Origin of the sequence: Pseudomonas sp. 22085, from assembly GCF_052045815.1 — a bacterium.
Taxonomy (GTDB): Bacteria; Pseudomonadota; Gammaproteobacteria; order Pseudomonadales; family Pseudomonadaceae; genus Aquipseudomonas; species Aquipseudomonas glycinae.
Map to the genome: position 1 here is coordinate 195,378 of NZ_JBQEQA010000001.1, position 19,836 is coordinate 215,213.

Sequence of the window (19,836 nt, forward strand, 5' to 3'; positions counted from 1 at the left end):
GATATTGTTGTTAGCGTCTGTTCCTCATCACGCATCGCCATACCCGGCCTCCTGCCAGGTATTGGCGCGCGGTGAGCATTACTTCACAAGGCCAGTGCCACTTCCATCCCTTGGGGCGCCGCGTATTCGGCCATGCGGCGACGGGACAACTCGAAGTGCTCGCGCACCAGTTGTCCGGCAGTTTCAGGATCCCGACGCACGATGGCCTCGATCATTTGATCGTGCTGCTGGCAGGCGAGCTCTAGGTCGCGCTGCATGTCATCAGTGGTCGGGTGTCGGTAGAAGATCTTGCCCAGCCGTGTGTGGTCGATCAGAAGGCGCCGCAGGCTGGGCAGCAAGTAATCGTTATGCGCCATCCGGCCGATCTCCAGATGGAAGGCATCGTTGTAGAGCACACGATTTTCCACATCGCGCTGTTCAATGGCCTGGCGGAACATCGCCTGAATGGCCTTGAGCCCCTCAATCTCACGCGCAGTTGCATGTGTAGCCGCCAACTGGGTCGTCGCTATGTAGATCAACGGCGCGGCCAAGAAAAAGCTATGCAAAGAATCGTGGTTCATCGCAGCCACGCGAGGCGCTCGATTGGCCTCCAATTCGATGTAGCCCTCAGCAGCAATCTGTCTCAGTAGCTCGCGAACCGGCGGGCGAGACAGGCCAAACTCGTCACACAAGGCCAGCTCATCCACCACTGCGCCAGGTGCCAGCTCCATGCTGAGGATGCGTCGGCGCAAGGCATCCGCGAGGACGCCCTTGCGGTCCAGCGGTACTTCACCGATCAGTGGATGAGCCTCAGCAGTTGCTTTCATGGCGGCTTTCTTGGTTTTCATGTTGTTGTGTCTACAATTTGTATAATGAATATAGGGGTCGTTAGACAATGTGTCTACTAGTTTTTCGACCATCGGTACAGCGTGATCAAGATGACTCGAAGCGCACATTTCTGTCCGCGACAATATCATGCCAACCCGCGACCATAGTGATGCCCAGCGCACCCGCCGCAAAGGCTGATGACCACTGGGCTCGCGGTATTCTTTCTAAATTATCTAGGTATACACAAAGAATACAATCGCGTTGACGTGGGTCAGGTCCCGTGCCAGTCTGCATCAAACAGTGATCACTCCGGGTTGTGGTGAACGGTGGGGGGTTCCATGAGAGGCGGCAAAAATGAGCTGTACGAGGATCTGAAAGGCCAGATTCTGACCATGGAGCTCAGTCCCGACCAACTGCTGGACGAGCTGGGGCTAAGCGAACGATACGGGCTATCGCGCACCCCTGTCCGAGAGGTGTTTCGCCGCCTGGCGGGCGAAGGCTATCTGGACATACAGGAACATCGTGGCGCCCGAGTGGCACCGATGAACCACAACACCTTGCGTAACTTTTTCCTGGTGGCGCCCATGGTTTATGCCGCCATCGGTCGACTTGCTGTTCAAAACTACAAGCCCGCTCAACTGCGCGACCTGCATGCCACCCAGGAGCGCTTTCGCACGGCGAGCCAAGTTCGCGACCCTCGGGCGATGGTCGTTGAGAACAACCGCTTCCACGAGATCATGGGGGAGATGTCGGGCAACCCTTATCTCGAACCCAGTCTTGGTCGCCTACTGATCGACCACGCACGTATCGGCCATACCTTCTTCCGCCCACGCAATAGCGACATGGAGCGCAACCTATGCTTGGCCGTCGAACATCATGACAGCTTCATTGAAGCGTTCAGCCGACATGACGAAGGCGCGGTAGTCGATCTGGTGTTTGAACATTGGGAGCTTTCGCGCTGCAACATGCAGCTGTTTATCGCCCCTCAAAGCCTGGTTGAAGACGTCGCACGCGATCTCAACAGCGGCTGAAACGCGTTCGTAAGACAGTTTTGCAGTACCTCCCTGGACGGACGCTGGCCGGCCACGGATGCACGCAGGTGAATTTCAACAAAAACAGGGCTCAACGCCCAGCCACCACTATGCAGGAGTTCAACATGAATCGTATCCGCAAGGCACTGTGCGCAATCGCCATGGTCGGTTTAGGACTGTGTCAGGCCCATGCCGAAGAAAAGGTCATCAACATGGGCACCCTGTCTTGGGAAGACCTCACGCCCATTACCGGGATTACCAAGAAAGTACTGGAAGACGCCGGCTACACCGTCAAGGTGACTTCGTTTTCGGAATGGGGCATCGCCTACGCGGCGCTGAGCAAGGGTGACGTGCAAATCCTCGCCTCGCAGATCGACTATGTGGCCCAGGATTTCTGGAACCGTAACAAGAACCGCCTGGAAAAGATCTCGCCGGTTTCTCACGGGCTGTACCAGGCGATCGCGGTGCCCAAGTACGTGCCAATCGACTCGATTGAGCAGCTCAACGAAAACGCTGACAAGTTCGGCAACAAGATCGTCGGGATTGAACCCGGGTCGGGCTTGATGAGTGATGCCGCCAAAGCGGTCAAGGCTTATGACTTGAAACTCAACCTGCTTGAAGGCAGCACCGCAGCCATGACGGCGGCGCTGAAATCCGCAGTCGACCGCAAGGAATGGGTGGCCGTGACACTCTGGGAGCCGACCTGGATGGCCCTCAAATACGACACCAAGTTCCTCAAGGATCCTAAAGGCGTGTTCGCTCCAGCGCAAGGCTACTACTGGATTGGTCAGAAAGGCTTCTCAGCGGAGAACCCCCAGGCACGCGAGGTCATCGCCAGCGTTTATGTACCCCTGGCGGACATCAGTGCGATCAACAGCGCAGTGAACGATGGCAAGACAATGGACCAGGCCGTGAAGGACTGGACCGACAGTCATGCCGATCTGCTCAAGCGCTGGGAAAACATCAAAAAATACTGACAGCAGCGTTTCACCTTGCCACTGCCGAACTTGAAACAAGAACACACCAGAAAAACTCTGGTTCGGGTGCACACATGAATACCAACAATGTTGTTGAAACACTGGTCGATTGCCGCGGTGTCTGGAAGATCTTCGGCGACCGCGCGCCGGCCGCCATGCAGGCCTACCGCGAGCGCGGCCTGACAAAGACCCAGATTCTCCAGGATTATGGCTGCGTTGTAGGCGTCTCCAACGTCGATCTGCAGGTACGCCGCGGCGAGATCTTCTGCATCATGGGCCTCTCTGGCAGTGGTAAATCCACGCTCATCCGGCTTCTCAACCGCCTGATCGTTCCTACCAGCGGCGAAATACTGGTCAAGGGCCGCGACATCGCCCAACTGGACGCTGCCGCACTGCGGGAAGTACGTGCCAAGCATATCGGCATGGTGTTCCAGAGTGTCGCCTTGCTGCCACATCGCACTGTCTTGGAGAACGCAGCCTTCGGGCTGGAAGTGCAAGGCCTGTCCAAGGCCAGACGCCATGAGGTGGCCGGGCGCGCCCTGGCCAAGGTTGGTCTGAGCGATTGGGCCAACCGCTACCCCGCCGAACTCTCCGGCGGTATGCAACAGCGTGTCGGTCTCGCACGGGCCATCGCTTCCGATCCGGAGGTGATCCTGATGGACGAGCCCTTCAGCGCCCTGGACCCGCTGATCCGTCGGCAGCTGCAGGACGAGTTCAGGGAGCTGACCAAATCCTTGGGCAAATCCGCCGTGTTCATTACTCACGACCTGGAAGAGGCCATTCGCATCGGTGACCGTATCGCCATCATGAAAGATGGGGTGATCATCCAGGAAGGCACCGCCGAAGACATCGTGTTAAACCCGGCCGACGACTATGTAGCGGAGTTCGTCGCAGGGATCTCGCGCCTGCACTTGGTCAAAGCCCACTCCATCATGCAGCCGGTTGCCGAATACAGTGCCCGCCACCCGCACGAAAACCCCGAGCTCTTGCAATGTGCGGCCCCCGAAAGTGACCTGGATTACCTTATCAACCTGTTGATACGCTCAGGCCACGACGCCGTGGGCGTACGCGACAACGGAACATTGCTGGGAGTGATAAGCCAGCGCGACTTGCTGCGCGCCGTCCAGGGCGTCCGGGACGACGAATCCCATGCTCAGGCACGTACGTCTGTGGAGGGTCTCGTATGAACCCCGAAGACTTCGCTTCCGCCTTCGATGAACATGTCGACAATGCCTTGATGTGGCTGTCAGACAATGCCGCTGGCTTGTTCGACCTGTTCAACGACCTTCTGAAAGCTATGTACCAGGCGGTCTATACGGTACTGGAAGTACCCCCTTTTTATGCCGTGGCATTGCTGTTCGCCCTGCTGGCCTGGCGCTTGGCAGGGTGGCGCTTTTCGCTGGGTACCTTTTTGGCGCTGCTGATGTGCGCGCTGATGGGATTGTGGCCGCAAACCATGAGCACCTTGGCCCTGGTGCTTACCGCTACCAGCCTTGCTCTGGTAATCGGGATTCCCTGCGGAGTAGCGGCCGGCCTGTCTCCAGCGGTGAATCGCATCTGTGAACCGGCCATGGACATGGTTCAGACGTTACCGCCATACATCTATCTGCTGCCTGCCATCGCCTTGCTCGGCTACGGCACTGGCACAGCACTGGTAGCAACGGTCATCGTTGCCGTACCCCCAGTGCTACGCCTCACTGCACTGGGCATCCGCATGACCCCCAAAGCGTTTCTGGAATTAGGGAACGCAAGCGGGACTACCGGCTGGCAACAATTCGTCAAAATCCGTTTGCCGTTCGCCATGCCAAGCATCATGACTGGTATCAACCAGAGCTTGATGATGGCCTTCGGCATGGTGGTCATCGCAGGGATCGTCGGTTCTGGAGGCCTTGGGGAAGTTATCTACAGCGCCATTCGGACATTGGACATCGCCCGCTCGATCAACGCAGCGATCGCGATCGTGGTCCTCACCCTGATCCTGGACCGGCTGGCACAGAGTGGCATCCGTACTGCCGAGGAGGCACGTCATGACGCTCACTGAAATGAACCTCTCCCCCGGCGCCTACCTTGCCCCCTTGTTCGACTGGCTTAACACCAACCTACATGGGCTGTTCGCCGTCATCAGCCGCTTCGTCGAGGCCATGCTAGGCGCGATCGAGGCGCTGCTGTTGCTACCACCGGCTTACGCCATGATTGCCGGTGTATGCATTGTGACGGGGCTGTTGATCAACCTGCGCAGCGCAGGGCTTGCAGGCGTGCTACTGGGCTTTTGCTGGCTCAGTGGTTTCTGGACCGCTTCCATGCAGACCATCGCCTTGGTGTCCGTGGCAGTACTGATTGCGGTTGCCGTGGCCTTCCCGCTCGGCATCCTTGCAGCTCGGGTAAAACGTTTCGACAACGCCGTAAGTCCGCTGCTGAACGTGATGCAGACCGTCCCACCGTGGGTGTACCTGATCCCCGCAGTGATCATCTTCAGCCTGGGCAAAGTGCCGGCGATCATGGCGACGATCATTTATGGCATTCCGCCGATGCTGCGCCTGACCACGCTTGGCTTCCGCCAGGTACCCAAAGACCTGCTGGAGCTCGGCCAGGCTACCGGTGCAAAACCCCGCACCATCTTGTTCAAGATCGAGCTTCCCAGTGCCATGCCTACCCTGCTGGTCGGCCTCAACCAGTGCATCCTCATGTCGCTGGCCATGGTCGTTCTGGCCGGGTTGGTCGGTGCAGGGGGCCTGGGCGCCGAGGTTACCCGCGGCCTGACGCGCATGGAAATGGGGCTAGGCCTACGTGCGGGCTTGGCTATCGTCGCCGTGGCGCTATTACTCGACCGGCTCTCACGAGACCTGCTCAGCCGTCGGGCTGGGCCACAACTTCAGTAAACCCTGGAAAACACGGCGGGCCGTTCTGGCCCGCCACAACTTTTGCATGATCAAAGAGAAACACCGTTGCGTCCCACTCGTAGGTTCAGCAATGCCCTGAATGGGCACAATTCGCGTTTCACCCACTCGGTCGAACAGCCCACCCTTCAACAGACGCGCGTGGGCTTTCTCTTGCTCGAGCACTTCTCGCTGTTGGCGTTTACTCAGGCCCTTGACACTCTGGTTACTGCCAATCTGATTCAGCCAGAAACCTGTGTGAGTACCACCTTCAGCTTGGACGGAAAGTCAGTAATCAGTGACCTGGGAATCGATATTTCTCCTGCGGCATCATTGGAGAAAAGCCTCAAGCTACCCTTGGATTTGCTGGTGATTTGCGGAGGCCTGCGTACCGCGCTGGTAGCTTCCGCTGACTTGAGCGCATGCCTACAAGGCCTGGCAAGAAAAGGAGTTGCATTAGCCGGACTATGGAACGGCGCATGGTTCTTAGGGCAGTCGGGGTTGCTTGACGGCTATCGCTGCGCGGTTCATCCGGAGCACCGTGGGGCCGTAGCAGAAATCGCCCAACACAGTCACGTAAGCACAGACAGCTTCGTCGTCGACCGTGACCGCTTGAGCGCGGCGAGTCCTGCAGGCGCGTTCAACATGGTGCTTGAGTGGTTAGGGCAAAGAAGAGGCACGGCGTTGACCGATGGCGTTACCGCCATCTTGGCTTTCGAGGCGTCCCGCTACCGGCGCACTGTCCCGGCCCCCCACACCAACATCAGTGAGCCGCTACGTGAAGCGATCAGCCTGATGACCGCGAACATCGAAGAGCCCCTGAGCCAGGATCAGATAGCCGAATACGTGGGTCGCTCGAAGCGCCAGATCGGACGCTTGTTCCAGCATCAGCTGGGGACTACTCCTGTGCGCTACTACCTGGAGCTACGCATCACCGAGAGCCGACGGCTGCTGCAGTATTCCGACCTGCCTCTATTGGGCGTGGCCGTGGCGTGCGGGTTCGTCTCAGCAAGCCACTTCAGCAAGTGTTATGCGTCGTTCTTCGGATACAGCCCTTCGAAAGAAAAACGCTTTGCCTGCGTGAAAAGCATGCAGCGCGAACCCAGTTGAAGTAGAGCCCGCCCGCAGACGTTCTGCGAGCGGGCTTTCTATGTCACGCAGCTTCTGTCGTCGACAGCGGCATCACCTGCCCATGGCGCCGGCTGTTGATCACACCTATTACCAGGATCACCAAGGCCAAGCCGATGGTTAGCGATACCTCCAATCGATGTTGGGGCATCACGAACATCACGCCCAAGGCGAAAATGATGAAGCCAATCACCCCATAGGTAAGCCATGGGTAGAGCCACATCTTGAAGGCAATAGCTTGGTTCTGCTTCTCCAGCACGGCTCGCATGCGTAGCTGTGAGAAAGCGATGGCGAGGTATACCAGCAGAGCAATTGACCCCGAACTGGCCAACAGAAATGCAAACACCTCTGAAGGTGCGAAGTAGTTGATGATGGTGGTCACCATGCCAATCAGTGTGCTGCCTATCACGGCAGCCCGTGGTACACCGGCTCCCGAAGTACGGCCTACGGCAGCCGGTGCATCTCCGCGCTTGGCAAGAGAGAACAACATGCGCGAAGCGATGTAGATCGACGAGTTCAGGCAGCTGGCCACCGCCACTAACACCACAATGTCTACCATCAGCTTGGCATAGGGAATGTTCATGATCTCCAATGCCCGTTGATAGGAACCATGAAGTGGCAGCAGCGGATCATTCCATGGCACCACCGATATGATGATGAAGATGGAAAGCAGGTAGAACACGCTTATCCGCCAGATCACCGAGCGTGTCGCCTTGGCGATATTTCGGGCGGGGTCGGCAGATTCGGAAGCGGCGATAGTGACCGCTTCGGTGCCGAGGTAGCTGAACATGGTGGTGAGCAAGGCACCAATGATGGCGGTCCAGCCATTAGGCATGAAACCACCATGGGCGCTCATCAGACTTGCCAGACCGCTGACCTCGCGTGCAGGCAGTGCCCCTGCCAGAGCGAATCCGCCAAGTGCAATGAAGGCAACGATCGCAATCACTTTGAGCATGGCGAACCAGAATTCGAACTCACCGTACTTGGCTACGCTGAACAGGTTTGTGGCGGTGAGTAGCACTGTCATCGACAACGCAAAGCACCAAGGTTGAACCCCGGGAAACCAGTTGTTGAGCACGACGCCGGCAGCAATCGCCTCGATCGGAATCACCAGCACCCAGAACCACCAATACAGCCAGCCAATGGTGAAACCGGCCCAGCGCCCGATTGCGCGATCTGCATAAGTGGAAAAGGAACCGGTGTCAGGACTCGCCACCGCCATCTCGCCCAGCATCCGCATTACCAGCACTACGAGAGCGCCAGCAAGCGCATAGGCAATGATCGCTGCCGGACCTGCCGCAGCGATCGCTTGTCCGGAACCTACGAATAAACCCGCGCCGATCACACCGGCAATCGACAACATGGTCACATGTCGAGGCTTGAATCCCTGCGCCAGCTGATCGCTGGCTTTTCCTGACATCGTCATAGTCATTATGGTCCCTGCTTTTGCTCTTGTTATGGGTAGGGTGCAGTGCCAAGGGCACTGCACCGCTTAACCATAGAGAGCGAAAACAGGGTTCAATTGACTGGTTCGGACATCAAATGCAATGAGCCGGACATATCCCTCGCTACACAGCGTCAGTGAGATGATGGTTTGCAGCGGGCGCTCAGCACAGTGGCCAGCACCACCAGCGCCGCTCCAGCGCCCATGCGCAGCGAAGGCTGTTCCCCAAATAGCCACCAAGCACAGGCAATGGCATACACAGGCTCCAGCGCGATGATCATCCCTGCCGTGCGCGCCTGCAGGCCATCCAGACTCTTGACGAAAAGAAATTGGGAAAGCCCGGTGCAGAAAACGCCCAGAAGCGCCAGGTTCACCCAATCATCTGCCCGCAGGCTGGCGTTGCCGAGGTGACTGAACGCAAATGGCACCATCAGCGCTGCCACTACCACGTTCTGCCAGAACGCGATCTGCAGAGCTTTCATACCCGCCGTGTGGCGACGGTTAGCCACCGCCAGCAGTGCGAATGACAAACCCGAAGCCAATCCCCAGACCAAACCGAGCGTGCCCTTATCGAGCAGGTCAAACGAGGGAACCACCAACACCAGCCCGGCTGTCACCATCAGCAGCAGGAGGCTTTCGACTTTACCGATACGCTCACGAAACAGCAGCAAGTCTACGAGCGCGATAAAGGCGGGGAAGCTCGCAAAGCCGAGAGTAGCCACTGCTACGCCCCCCACCTTCACCGCGATGAAGAACGTCACCCAGTGGGCGGCCAATAACGTACCAGTGAGGCCAAGGACTGGTAAGTTGCGCCAGCTCAGGGCGTCCAGTAGTCGGGTGCCTTTAAGACCCGCTACAAAACCGAGAGCGATGAACGCAAATGTTGCTCGGCCGAAAGTGATGACGCTTGCATCGGCGAGGATCAACGCGCCAAGGATACCTGTCAGCCCAAACAAAACCGCAGCGACGTGTGCGGCGAGCAAAGCATTGCGATGACCGGTGGAGACACCGGTACTGGAAGCAGAAGTAGCAATCATGGCAGTCAAGTCTTCAATAAGCGCGCGAGCGCGTTCCACGCGGCGCGGCGCGGCGTTGGATACGTATAAGGTTTTGTCTTTTATAGGAGTGCTACCGGATTGCCGGTGCAAGGGGCGCCGCAGCATTGGAGTTGTAAGACGAGGCTGCTTACTCGCGAAACTGCAACGGCTGGCCTGTGGCGCGAGGCGAGTCGTTATGTGAATTATTGATGGGGCATGGGTCGCTCGACTGTTTGGAAACGACAGGGTCTTGTCAAAACAGGACATTTTTTGTGTCATTCAACGCCAGCGCGTTCTACTCAAGCTCAAAGCTATAACCCACCCCGATACAGACCTGAGCAGGTCATGTCCTGGAGTAGTTCTGACAGTTTGCGTCGCAGGTTATTTATGTGAGTACGAAACACAAGGCTGCGAATTGGCCAGCGACCGGAATTCACACTATTTCCTTTCGACCTTTTCTTCATCGTGGTCAGGCGTATTCAATTCGATCATCGCCTCATCAATGAACCGCTGCAGCTTGACGCTGCGCTGCTTGTCCGCTGGGTAGATCAAATGCATTGGCTTGGAAGGAGCGCTGTATTCGGGGAAGATTCGAACCAGCTCTCCAGAGTCCAGGCTGCTGCGGACCAGGTCCTCGGCGCCCAACAAGATACCCACGCCGGCCCGTGCCGCGTTGAGCTGCGCGACCGCATCATTTACCTGAAGCCGACCTGCCACGCGCGCGCTGAATTGCTCGCTTCCTTTGGTGAACAGCCATTCTTCATCGACTGCCCGATCCCAGAATACATAGCCCAGGCATTGGTGATCCTGCAGATCAATTGGGTGAACCAGTGCAGCGTGACGCTCAAGGTACTCCGGGGCGGCACAGACGTACATCTGATAACGACCCAGCGGCCTTGCGACTAGGCTGCTGCTCTCACCGATTCCAGGGTCTCCGATTCGCACGACTACCTCATAGCCCTCTTCGATGATATTTACCACGCGGTCGGAGAGGTTGAGGTCGATCTCGATGTTCGGGTATCGCTGCATGAATCCGGCAACGAACCTGATCAGGCTGTGCGAGCCGAACTGATGCGGTGCACTGACGCGCAACCGTCCATGCGGTTGATCTTGTGCTTCCATGGCTGATAAGTCGGCAGCGTCTACTGCGGCCAGAGCCGCTTTACACCGCAATAGGTACAACTGGCCGATTTCTGTAAGGCTCTGCTTGCGTGTAGTCCTATTGATGAGCCGGACCTGCAGTCTATCCTCCAGAGCCTGAACATGCCGGGCCACCATTTGCGCGGACATGCCCAACTGCACCGCAGCAGTTGTAAATGAGCCGGCCGTAGCCGCAGCTATGAACACTTCCATGGAGCGCAGGCGATCAAGCATCAGGGCAGCCTTAGACTGGAGACAACCCCAAGTATCCCACAATAGCGTGGGATACCTGAGGAAGAATCAGGCAAGGTTACTGCGCACTTTTGCAGAAGCTGTGAATGGCCACACATGCAGCGCGAAGCGACTCATCATCGAGCGCATAGGCAATACGCAGGTAGCCAGGCAAACCAAACGCACTGCCTTGCACCACCGCCACGTTGGCTTCTTCAAGCAGCGCCATCGCCACCGCCTGGTCGTCAACGAGATCACTGCCGCCTGGCGAACGCTTGCCGATCAGGCCAGAACAGTCTGCGAACGCGTAGAAGGCACCGCCCGGGACTTCGCAACTGATACCCGGCGCCTGGTTGAGCAGTTCGACCATGAAATCGCGGCGCCGCTGGAATACTTCGCGACTGTGAGCGATAAAGTCCTTCGGACCGTCAAGTGCAGCGATTGCAGCGTGCTGTGAGATGGAACAGGCGCCCGAGGTTTGCTGACCTTGGAGCTTTTCCATGGCTTCGAGCAGCCAGCGAGGGCCCGTGGCGAACCCGATGCGCCAGCCGGTCATGGCGTAGGCTTTCGATACGCCGTTCATGGTCAGTGTTCGTGCTGCCAGGCGTGGCTCGACCTGGGCAAGCGTGAGGAACTCACGACCGTCGAAGATCAGGTGTTCATAGATGTCGTCCGCCAGAATCAGCACCTGCGGATGGGCCAGCAACACCTCGGCCAGCGCCAGCAGCTCGTCGCGGTCGTACACCGCGCCCGTGGGGTTGGACGGCGAGTTCAGGATCAGCCAGCGGGTGTTCGGCCCGATGGCGCCGGCCAGCGCCTGCGGGGTGAGCTTGAAGTTCGATTCGGCGCCACAGGTAACGATCCGCGACTGGCCACCGCACAGCTCGACCATTTCTGGATAGCTGACCCAGTACGGCGCAGGAATTACAACTTCGTCGCCTTCGTTGAGGGTCGCGGCCAAGGCATTGAAGATGACCTGCTTGCCACCGCTGCACACCAGCGTGTCCTGCCAGGTGACATCCAGGCCATTTTCACGCTGGTATTTGCGCGCGATGGCTTCACGCAGCGCTCGAAGTCCAGCCACTTGGGTGTAGCGAGTGTGGCCATCGTTGATCGCACTGATGGCCGCGGCACGGATGTGCTCCGGCGTATCGAAGTCAGGCTCGCCTGCGCAGAGCGAAATGATTTTCACCCCTTCTGCGCGGCGCGCAGCGACGCGGTCGATGATCTTGTAGGTCGCCGAAGGCTTGGCAGCCTCCAGGCGACGGTTCAGCGTTTCCAGGCTCACGCGTGCTCCTCCGGGTGTGAAAGGCCCATGAGGTCCATGGTGGTCTTACCTTCGCGCAGCTTGGCCATGAACACGGCCTCTTTGTCGGCGCGCTTCTGGCCTTCGCGTAGTGTGCGTTCAACGGCATCGGCCGGGATGATGATGACACCGTCCTCGTCCGCGACAACCAGGTCGCCGACGCTGACCTGCGCGCCGCTGAAGTCGAACGACTTGCCTACCGAAGGCGTGGTCGCCTTGACAGTACCTTTGACCGAGATACCCCGCGCAAACACCGGGAAGCCATGGGCTTCAAGCGCGGCGATATCGCGCACGCCGCCGTTGATCACCAGGCCGACAATGCCTGCGGCTTCAGCCGCAACAGTGAGCACTTCACCCCAGTAGCCAGCAACGAAATCGGCAGTATCACAGACCAGCACGCTACCGCGCGGCGCTTTCGCCACAGCCAAATGCAGGCCCAGGTTGTCACCTGGCGAGCATTGCAGCGGGTAGGCTGGTGCCGCGATGAACGCGCCTTTCCAGACAGCGCGAATTTCGCGGTCGACCGCGCACGGCAGCCCAGAGGCCTCGTACAGGGTGGAGCTGCCGAGGACTTTTGCGATGTTCTGATAGTCGTATGGAAGGCTCATGGTTGTTTGCTCTGCAGGGAGTGGTAACCGAGGGCGGCACGGGCTTCTTTAAGGCTCTTGCCAGTGGCGATCTGTTCGCGGATCTGCGCTTCGACGTGTTCGATTCGACGTGCCGTTTCAGCGACTTCCTGGGCACGATCACGCGGGACGATGACGACCCCATTGGCGTCAGCCACGACGATGTCGCGGGCACAAACCCGGGCTTGGCCAACCGATACCGGCTGGTTGACGGCCACGACTTCCACGCGGTCCTTGCCGGTACGCATGAAGCGGCCCTTGCTGAACAGCGGGTAGCCTTCGCCCAGTGCCTTGTTCACATCGCGGCAGACACCGTCTATGACCGTGCCGGCGATACCGCGGGCCAAGGCGTACTGGGTCATGATGTCGCCCCACACCGTGCAATCGGTGCGGCCGTCGTTGGCAATGACCACAACGTCACCAGGTGCTACTTCATCAATAAAGTCGCCCACAGTACCAGGCGGTGTGCTCGCACTGACGTACTGAACAGTGAAGGCTGGCCCGACCACAACCTGGCTGTAGTCGGCCAGTGGCGCGATACCGAACGCCTGGCCTGGGAGGCCCAGCTTGTCCATCGCATCGGACACACCTGGTGTATCCAGGCCTTCAAACAAAGCAACGAGATCTTTATCGCAAAGGCTCATACCAGTGCTCCACCTTGATGGCTTCGAATTGGGTGTCGTGCATCACTTCCTCGACCGAGCGGCCCGCACGGACGGCATCGACCATGCCGGCCTGGCGGCGATCGATACGCTCGGCCAGGTCGAGCACCTTTTCGATAGCGTGGGCCGGGACAAAAACGGTGCCGCATTCATCGGCGATCACGAAGTCGCCCTCCTCGACCTCAACACCGGCCATGCGAACCTTCACGGCTGCGTCGACCTGGATGAGCCGGTTACGCGCGCTGATCATGGTCACGCCGCGGCCGAAAACCGGGTAGCCGATATCGGCACTGCCGCGGATGTCGCGACTGAAGCCATCGATGATCGAGCCTCGGATGCCTTTGCGCTGGGCTGCGTTGGCCAGGATGTCGCCCCAGCTGGAGATACCGTCGACGCCACCGGCGATCACCAGCACGCGGTCATCGGTGGTGATCTGTTCAACGACCGGGGTAATCAGGTGAACGGTGGGCGCCACGTCCTGCTTTGGCCCCAACTGCACAGTGCTGGCACGGCCAACAATCTTCGGGCAGTTCCAGAGCGGCATCAGGCCATTGGTGGCACCAGGAAGCTGGAGGAAGTCCAGCGCGTCCGACACCGTGTTGGTATCGAGCGCAGCCAGGCGATCAAGCGGGGCTTTCAAGCTCATCGGTTGCAGGCCTCTTGTAGGTGAGGCTTGAGTATCTGCGCCGAGATTTGATACGTATATTACGAAGAAGCTAAGCTTGTCATACCCCAAACCTATGGAAGAGTGCTGTGATCAACTTTCGCTTGATACGCCACCTCTGGCTGTTCCTGGCAGTTGCCGAAGACCAGAACTTCAGCCGCGCAGCCAAGCGACTGGGCATGTCGCAGCCACCGTTGACCGAGCAGATCCAGGCGCTCGAACAGTCCCTTCGCGTTCAACTGTTCACCCGCTCTCGCCGTGGCGCTCAACTCACTGCAGCCGGAGCGGCAATCCTTCCGGCAGTGAGAAAGTTTGCGGATCAGTTGGAGCGTCTGGAGTTGGCGGTCCACGAGGCCGTGACCGGTCACGCCGGTGTGCTGACCATCGGTGCGATCACATCGGCAATGATCGATGTGCTGCCCCGGCTGATCGAGCGCTTCAAGCAGGACCACCCGTTGATTACGGTTTCGGTTCGGGAAATCGACAGCGCGGAGGCGATTCCGGCACTTGAGGCCGGCGATATCGATATCGCGTTTGCGCGCCTCGAGGGCAGCCTCGGCCGGCACCTGCAGTCGATGCCTCTGTCAGAGGACCGCCTGGCCGTCGCAATGCCCAAGGACCACCCTCTGGCTGCCAGTGAAGCCATCGATCTGAAGACGCTTGCCGATGAAACGCTGGTGATGGCCTCAAGAGACGTAAGCCCAGTTTACTTTGATTATCTGGTGGGGCTATGCAAAACCAGCGGCTTCGCGCCGCGTATCGTGCATCAGGTCCGCTCGGTCTCGTCGCAGGTGGCGTTCGTCAGTTGTGGCCAGGGCATCGCCTTGGTGCCGACGTCCATGGACAAACTGGCGCCGGAAAATGTGCTGGTGCGGCCTTTGCAGCCGGAAGTGAAGGTGGTCACCACCGCAATGGCATGGCATGGAGTCAACAGCAACCCCCTGGTGGATGCGATGATCGATCAGGCCAAACAGATTTTTCCATCATAGGCTGGGCATATCACTGGGTTCGCGGCTTCGTATTTTACAAAAGGCGGAGCTGGACCGACATTGAGGCCTCTGTAAAAGGAGTTCCCACCGTGGCAAACCCTGCTCGCTTCACTCACGAGAAATTGCCGTTGAACATCGACGGCGTGTTGCTGGATCTGGCAGTGATCCATCGATCCGGTCCCAAAGCGCCCATCCTCTTCCTGCATGGGTTCGGTTCGACCAAAGAAGACTATGCCGACATCACGCTGCAGCCCGCATTCGAAGGTCACCCCTTCATTGCCTACGATGCGCCTGGTTGCGGTGAAACCGAATGCGCTGATCTCTCTCGCATCAACATTCCCTTTCTGGTGCAGACGGCCCTGGCTGTACTTGAACACTTCGGCGTCGACAGATTCCATCTGGTCGGTCACTCCATGGGGGGCTTGACCGGGCTGATACTCGCTGACGCAGCGCCAGCGCGCGTGCTGAGTTTCGTCGACATCGAGGGCAACATCGCGCCCGAGGATTGCTTCCTCAGCCGGCAGATCCACGATCACAAACGCGAGGATGATGCGCGCTTCTTCCGCGACTTCATCGAGCGCACCCGACTTGCCACCGACCCTGCCAGTGCGCTTTATGCGGCTAGTCTGGCGCACAAAGTGCGCACCGGCGCGGTGCGCGGCATTTTCGAGTCCATGGTCGAGCTGTCAGATAACGGCGGTCTGATGGAGAAATTCCTGGCGCTGCCATTCCCGCGTCAGTACATGTACGGCGTCACCAACTCCCACCTTTCTTATTTGGAAGACATCGCGGCCCAAGGGGTGCAACTGGCGTGCATCCCCGATTGTGGCCACTTCCCGATGTATTCCAACCCGGCGCTGATGTGGCAGCACATCAAGGCATTGCAAAACCGCGCCTGATCCCGATCACCGGCTTTAACCACTACACGGCTGCGTGCGGCCGTGTGTGCCCGCACACCCAGTCATAATAACAATGAGGTTGCGTCATGCTCGAAGCCATCAATGGCTTTCTTTCGGGAAAGCTGCTTATCGTCCTGGTCGTCGGACTGGGCGCTTATTTCACCGTCAAAACCCGCTTTGTGCAGCTGCGCTATTTCCTGCACATGTTCAAAGTCTTCAAAGACAGCCTCACCAGTAGCTCGACCCAAATCAGTTCCTTCCAAGCCCTCATGCTCAGCCTGGCCGGCCGCGTCGGGGCGGGCAACATCGCTGGCGTCGGCGTCGCTGTAACGTTGGGGGGGCCTGGCGCAGTCTTCTGGATGTGGGTTACCGCATTGGTCGGTATAGCCACAACGTTGTTCGAGTGCAGCCTGGCGCAGTTGTACAAGCGCCACAACGGTAGCGGCCAGTTTCACGGCGGGCCGTCGTTCTACATCCAGTATGGCCTGAACAAACGATGGCTGGGCGTGGTGATGGCCGTGCTTTTGATCGTCACCTTTGGTTTCTCATTCAACGGCCTGCAATCACACGCCGTGACCCATTCACTGCAAAATGCCTTTGGTTTTGAACCCGCCTATTCCGGGATTGCCCTGGCAGCCGTGCTAGCCCTCGTGTTCCTGGGCGGCATCAAACGTATCGCCAGAGTGGCAGACTTGCTCGTACCGGTGAAAACGCTCGCCTATATCGCAGTGACGCTGTACGTCATGGTGCTGCAATTCGATCACGTGCCCTTGATGCTGCTGACCATCGTGAAGAGTGCTTTCGGACTCGATCAAGCGTTTGGCGGCCTGATCGGCAGCGCCATCGTGATGGGCGTCAAGCGTGGCGTATTCGCCAATGAAGCCGGCCTGGGCAGCGCGCCAAATGTCGCGGCAGTGGCCGAAGTTCGACATCCTGTTTCGCAAGGTGTCGTGCAGGCTTTCAGCGTGTTTTTCGATACATTCATCATTTGCACGTGCACCGCGTTGCTCATCCTGTTATCGGGCTTCTACACCCCAGGTTTTACCGGTGACGGCATCGTACTGACCCAGAATTCGCTTGCAGCGGTGGTCGGCGACTGGGGCCGCATCTTCATCAGCGTGGCTCTGGCACTGTTCGTGTTCACCTCCATCCTCTACAACTACTACCTGGGCGAAAACAACCTGAGGTTCATTCTCGGCAAGAACCACAACGCCCTGTTGAGCTACCGCGCCCTGGTGTTGGCCTTGATTCTCTGGGGCTCGGTTCAGGACTTGTCCACGGTGTTTGCCTTCGCTGACATCACCATGACCCTTTCTGCGCTGGTGAACCTCATTGCGTTGGTGTTGCTGTGCCGAGTCTGCCTGCGACTGCTCGCAGACTATGACGCACAGCGCAAAGCCGGTGTCGCCGAGCCGGTTCTCACAACCGGTGCATTCCAAGACCTCAACATCGACAAAACCATCTGGGTCGATCCGCCGGAGCAGGTCGAACGCGACCAGGCCTTGGACGTGCGCCGAGCCTGAACCTGAATGCACATTTGCAACGACGCGCAGCCTTCAAGCTGCGCGCTCGCTCCAGATGCCCGACCTGAGTGTTGAGTTGAACCAGCCCACGGCCAAGCGCTGCCTGACTCGTCACGTCAGCCGTGGAAGGTAACACTCTGCGAGACCGGAATACGGCCCACCACCATGTCGTTGGCCGTTGCCGTTCGGTCAGCGTAGCCGAACGAGATACCAAACAGCATTTTCATTCCTGAATCGATGCCCAGCACTTCTCGAACGGTATCGGCATACATTCCCAGCAGGGTCTGGGGGATACCTGCCAGGCCGTGGGCAGTCAATGAGAGCAAGAAGGTCTGGCCGTACATGCCCATGTCGCTGGCCACTCGAACGCTGTCACCGAGCGCGGGCATGAATAGCAGTGCCACATGTGGGGCTCCGAAAAAATCCAGGTTCAGACGCATGGCCTTGGCCCGACCTTCCCTGTCTTCGCGGGTAACCTTGATCGCATCGTAGCGAGCTTTGGCACTCGACTGAGCTCGCTCGGCATACAGTTGCGGATACTCCGTCATATCAAAGTAATAATCGGGCGTGAATTGGCCGGCGTCATCTGCCGCCTTCAGAGCCGTAGCCAACTCGTCACGTTTGGCGCCGGACACAATATGCACCTGCCAAGGCTGGGTATTGCAGTTTGAGGGGGATTGCTGGGCTTCTTCCAAAACGTTCTGAATCAACGCTGTGGGTACCGTCTGGGGGAGGAATTCTCGCATCGAACGGCGTTGCCGCACGACATGGCTGAAACTTGGGTTCATTGCGTTCATCAGATGTCTCCGGTTGAGAAAAAGGTGGTTAGCCTATTTCCGCACCGGAGCGGGATAAATGGCCCACTGGCGACATCTTTCTGTACTGAGAGTTGTTAATGACTATGCAGTATCGAAGGCCTCAGGCAACGCATCGTGCAGTTGCCCGAAGCCTGCGGACTTCAATTACGGGCAGACGTATAATCCGGGCTCGAGCGCCACCCGGTGTTTTCTTCGACCGCACCGGAACCGTCAAGATAGCCGTGCTTGCGCAGATCGGGCATGAGCACCGCAGCCAGCAAGGTGATCGCGCTCATGGCGGCAACGTAGTAATAGAAAATCGACTCGACACCGGCTCCTCGCAACATCAACGCGACGTACTCGGCCGTGCCGCCGCACAAGGCATTGCCAATGGCATAAGGCAAACCGACACCCAGCGCACGCACCGTGGCCGGGTACAGGTCGGCCTTCAGCACGCCGGTCACTGGCGTGTAGAACGCGGCGATCAGCAATCCACCCATGACCAGCGCGAAGGCCTCGTACGGGTTACTGACGTTCTTCAGCCCGCTCAACAATGGCACGATGAACACACTGGAAAGCACACCAAATGCGATCATGCTGTTGCGCGAACCAATCCGGTCAGCCAGCATCCCGTAGACCGGCTGCAAGCACATGAACACGATCAGCGCTGCGGTCATGATGAAGCTGACGGTGGCAGGGTCGAAACCTGCGGAGACCACCAGGTACTTCTGCATGTAGGTCGAGAACGTGTAGAAATGCAGCGAGCAGCCGGCCGTGATCGCCATGGTCAGCAACACCGCCTTTTTGTGACGCATCAAGGCTTTGATCGACCCGGCCTCTTTGTGCTTGCTGTCCTTGGCGTGGGCGGTTTCCAGCATCGAGCGGCGCAGGTAAACCACCACCAGCGCACTCACCGCGCCAATCAGGAACGGGATTCGCCAGCCCCAGGCCTTCAGGTCGTCCAGCGCCAGCACATTCTGCAGCACCACCACGGTGAGCAGTGCCAGCAACTGGCCGGCGATGATGGTGAAGTACTGGAACGAGCCGAAGAAGCAGCGCTTGCCGGTGCTCGACACTTCGCTGATGTAGGTTGCGCCAGTGCCGTATTCGGCGCCGACCGAAAGGCCCTGCATCAACCGGGCGATGAGCAGGAGCACCGGGGCGGCCATGCCGACGCTTTCATAGGTCGGCAATACGGCGATCATCAGCGAGCCGCCGCACATCAGGAACACCGAGATGATCATGGAGAATCGCCGGCCGCGGGTGTCGGCCAGGTAGCCAAAGATCCATCCGCCCAGCGGGCGCATGAAAAAACCGACGGCGAAGATGCCTGCCGTGGCGAGCAGTTGCGTGGTCTGGTCGCCCTGGGGGAAGAACAGCGCGGCGAAGTAGATCGAGGTATAGGCGTAGATGAAGAAGTCGTACCACTCCACCAGGTTGCCGGAGCAGGCGCTGAGAATGGCGCGGATGCGTTGGCGGTTGGTCAGGTTACGGATTTCGGGCGAAGCGGCATTATTGTTGTTGGCGTGCATGGGGTGACTCCAGATTCTGGGCGAACGCAAGAAAGGAACAGCGGCGTCGGATTACTGGCTAGGAGTCGTTGCAGATATGAATGAGGGGGACGGCAGAACACGAGGCGATGTAACACACATCTTGGGGTACCTTTTGGGATCTATTATTTTACAAGTCAGTCAAAGGG

At 58.6% G+C, this 19,836-nt stretch carries 19 protein-coding genes; 9 read left to right on the forward strand and 10 right to left on the reverse strand.

Translation table 11 applies throughout. The features are described from left to right. Nucleotides 1-83 precede the first annotated feature (83 nt). On the reverse strand, nt 84-806 hold the full coding sequence (locus ACTJK7_RS00770; protein ID WP_189121826.1) for a GntR family transcriptional regulator: 723 nt from the start codon (nt 804-806) through the stop codon (nt 84-86). Between the two features lie 339 nt (nt 807-1,145). Here ACTJK7_RS00770 and ACTJK7_RS00775 point away from each other — a divergent pair, with 339 nt between their 5' ends. The 6 genes from ACTJK7_RS00775 to ACTJK7_RS00800 all read left to right on the forward strand — a co-directional run bounded on the left by ACTJK7_RS00775 (nt 1,146) and on the right by ACTJK7_RS00800 (nt 6,801). Then, nucleotides 1,146-1,838, forward strand: coding sequence for a GntR family transcriptional regulator (locus ACTJK7_RS00775; RefSeq protein WP_189121095.1), 693 nt, complete (start codon nt 1,146-1,148; stop codon nt 1,836-1,838). A gap of 125 nt (nt 1,839-1,963) precedes the next feature. Then, the gene (locus tag ACTJK7_RS00780; protein WP_189121827.1) at nt 1,964-2,815 is read left to right on the forward strand and encodes a glycine betaine ABC transporter substrate-binding protein; all 852 of its coding nucleotides are present in this window, start codon (nt 1,964-1,966) and stop codon (nt 2,813-2,815) included. 74 nt (nt 2,816-2,889) lie between these two features. Next, nucleotides 2,890-4,002, forward strand: coding sequence for a quaternary amine ABC transporter ATP-binding protein (locus tag ACTJK7_RS00785; protein ID WP_189121096.1), 1,113 nt, complete (start codon nt 2,890-2,892; stop codon nt 4,000-4,002). Further along, complete coding sequence (locus tag ACTJK7_RS00790; RefSeq protein ID WP_440779648.1) at nt 3,999-4,856, forward strand: ABC transporter permease; 858 nt, start codon at nt 3,999-4,001, stop codon at nt 4,854-4,856. Before ACTJK7_RS00785 ends, ACTJK7_RS00790 begins: the two co-directional genes overlap by 4 nt. After that, the gene (locus tag ACTJK7_RS00795) at nt 4,843-5,694 is read left to right on the forward strand and encodes an ABC transporter permease (RefSeq protein WP_440779647.1); all 852 of its coding nucleotides are present in this window, start codon (nt 4,843-4,845) and stop codon (nt 5,692-5,694) included. The genes ACTJK7_RS00790 and ACTJK7_RS00795 overlap by 14 nt, the downstream gene beginning before the upstream one ends. A 66-nt stretch (nt 5,695-5,760) precedes the next feature. Continuing rightward, nucleotides 5,761-6,801, forward strand: a complete 1,041-nt coding sequence (locus tag ACTJK7_RS00800) for a GlxA family transcriptional regulator (protein WP_440779645.1) — start codon at nt 5,761-5,763, stop codon at nt 6,799-6,801. Nucleotides 6,802-6,844: 43 nt separating this feature from the next. On the opposite strand, the gene gabP is transcribed toward ACTJK7_RS00800, so the two are convergent. From gabP to ACTJK7_RS00835, 7 genes are all read right to left on the reverse strand, one after another. Next, nucleotides 6,845-8,251, reverse strand: a complete 1,407-nt coding sequence (gabP, locus tag ACTJK7_RS00805) for a GABA permease (RefSeq protein ID WP_189121100.1) — start codon at nt 8,249-8,251, stop codon at nt 6,845-6,847. A 146-nt stretch (nt 8,252-8,397) separates the two neighbouring features. Continuing rightward, nucleotides 8,398-9,300, reverse strand: a complete 903-nt coding sequence (locus ACTJK7_RS00810) for a DMT family transporter (protein ID WP_189121101.1) — start codon at nt 9,298-9,300, stop codon at nt 8,398-8,400. A gap of 438 nt (nt 9,301-9,738) precedes the next feature. After that, entirely contained in the window at nt 9,739-10,674 is a 936-nt protein-coding gene (locus tag ACTJK7_RS00815) for a LysR family transcriptional regulator (RefSeq protein WP_189121102.1), read from the reverse strand. Between the two features lie 76 nt (nt 10,675-10,750). Next, nucleotides 10,751-11,959, reverse strand: coding sequence for a pyridoxal phosphate-dependent aminotransferase (locus ACTJK7_RS00820; RefSeq protein ID WP_189121103.1), 1,209 nt, complete (start codon nt 11,957-11,959; stop codon nt 10,751-10,753). Next, on the reverse strand, nt 11,956-12,585 hold the full coding sequence (locus ACTJK7_RS00825) for an RraA family protein (protein ID WP_189121104.1): 630 nt from the start codon (nt 12,583-12,585) through the stop codon (nt 11,956-11,958). Before ACTJK7_RS00825 ends, ACTJK7_RS00820 begins: the two co-directional genes overlap by 4 nt. Then, the gene (locus tag ACTJK7_RS00830; RefSeq protein ID WP_440779644.1) at nt 12,582-13,247 is read right to left on the reverse strand and encodes an RraA family protein; all 666 of its coding nucleotides are present in this window, start codon (nt 13,245-13,247) and stop codon (nt 12,582-12,584) included. Before ACTJK7_RS00830 ends, ACTJK7_RS00825 begins: the two co-directional genes overlap by 4 nt. Further along, entirely contained in the window at nt 13,231-13,911 is a 681-nt protein-coding gene (locus tag ACTJK7_RS00835) for an RraA family protein (RefSeq protein ID WP_440779642.1), read from the reverse strand. Before ACTJK7_RS00835 ends, ACTJK7_RS00830 begins: the two co-directional genes overlap by 17 nt. Before the next feature lie 107 nt (nt 13,912-14,018). Between ACTJK7_RS00835 and ACTJK7_RS00840 the strand changes: the two genes are divergently transcribed. From ACTJK7_RS00840 to ACTJK7_RS00850, 3 genes are all read left to right on the forward strand, one after another. Beyond that, entirely contained in the window at nt 14,019-14,918 is a 900-nt protein-coding gene (locus ACTJK7_RS00840; RefSeq protein WP_189121107.1) for a LysR family transcriptional regulator, read from the forward strand. 89 nt (nt 14,919-15,007) lie between these two features. After that, nucleotides 15,008-15,817: an alpha/beta fold hydrolase gene (locus ACTJK7_RS00845; RefSeq protein ID WP_189121108.1), complete on the forward strand. Its 810-nt coding sequence runs from the start codon at nt 15,008-15,010 to the stop codon at nt 15,815-15,817. Between the two features lie 86 nt (nt 15,818-15,903). Next, the gene (locus ACTJK7_RS00850) at nt 15,904-17,340 is read left to right on the forward strand and encodes an alanine/glycine:cation symporter family protein (RefSeq protein ID WP_440779641.1); all 1,437 of its coding nucleotides are present in this window, start codon (nt 15,904-15,906) and stop codon (nt 17,338-17,340) included. A gap of 116 nt (nt 17,341-17,456) precedes the next feature. Here ACTJK7_RS00850 and ACTJK7_RS00855 read toward each other — a convergent pair whose 3' ends face one another. Continuing rightward, entirely contained in the window at nt 17,457-18,137 is a 681-nt protein-coding gene (locus tag ACTJK7_RS00855; protein ID WP_440779639.1) for a nitroreductase, read from the reverse strand. Nucleotides 18,138-18,298: 161 nt separating this feature from the next. Beyond that, nucleotides 18,299-19,669, reverse strand: a complete 1,371-nt coding sequence (locus ACTJK7_RS00860; protein ID WP_440779637.1) for an MFS family transporter — start codon at nt 19,667-19,669, stop codon at nt 18,299-18,301. Between the last annotated feature and the right edge of the window lie 167 nt (nt 19,670-19,836).

Bases quoted from the DNA above. Each gene is read 5' to 3' on its own strand.
- ACTJK7_RS00830 (WP_440779644.1), bottom strand. From the start codon at position 13,247: ATGAGCCTTTGCGATAAAGATCTCGTTGCTTTGTTTGAAGGCCTGGAT.
- ACTJK7_RS00770 (WP_189121826.1), bottom strand. From the start codon at position 806: ATGAAAGCAACTGCTGAGGCTCATCCACTGATCGGTGAAGTACCGCTG.
- ACTJK7_RS00815 (WP_189121102.1), bottom strand. From the start codon at position 10,674: ATGCTTGATCGCCTGCGCTCCATGGAAGTGTTCATAGCTGCGGCTACG.
- gabP (WP_189121100.1), bottom strand. From the start codon at position 8,251: ATGACTATGACGATGTCAGGAAAAGCCAGCGATCAGCTGGCGCAGGGA.
- ACTJK7_RS00835 (WP_440779642.1), bottom strand. From the start codon at position 13,911: ATGAGCTTGAAAGCCCCGCTTGATCGCCTGGCTGCGCTCGATACCAAC.
- ACTJK7_RS00790 (WP_440779648.1), top strand. From the start codon at position 3,999: ATGAACCCCGAAGACTTCGCTTCCGCCTTCGATGAACATGTCGACAAT.
- ACTJK7_RS00850 (WP_440779641.1), top strand. From the start codon at position 15,904: ATGCTCGAAGCCATCAATGGCTTTCTTTCGGGAAAGCTGCTTATCGTC.
- ACTJK7_RS00810 (WP_189121101.1), bottom strand. From the start codon at position 9,300: ATGATTGCTACTTCTGCTTCCAGTACCGGTGTCTCCACCGGTCATCGC.
- ACTJK7_RS00780 (WP_189121827.1), top strand. From the start codon at position 1,964: ATGAATCGTATCCGCAAGGCACTGTGCGCAATCGCCATGGTCGGTTTA.
- ACTJK7_RS00855 (WP_440779639.1), bottom strand. From the start codon at position 18,137: ATGAACGCAATGAACCCAAGTTTCAGCCATGTCGTGCGGCAACGCCGT.
- ACTJK7_RS00775 (WP_189121095.1), top strand. From the start codon at position 1,146: ATGAGAGGCGGCAAAAATGAGCTGTACGAGGATCTGAAAGGCCAGATT.
- ACTJK7_RS00825 (WP_189121104.1), bottom strand. From the start codon at position 12,585: ATGAGCCTTCCATACGACTATCAGAACATCGCAAAAGTCCTCGGCAGC.
- ACTJK7_RS00795 (WP_440779647.1), top strand. From the start codon at position 4,843: ATGACGCTCACTGAAATGAACCTCTCCCCCGGCGCCTACCTTGCCCCC.
- ACTJK7_RS00860 (WP_440779637.1), bottom strand. From the start codon at position 19,669: ATGCACGCCAACAACAATAATGCCGCTTCGCCCGAAATCCGTAACCTG.
- ACTJK7_RS00785 (WP_189121096.1), top strand. From the start codon at position 2,890: ATGAATACCAACAATGTTGTTGAAACACTGGTCGATTGCCGCGGTGTC.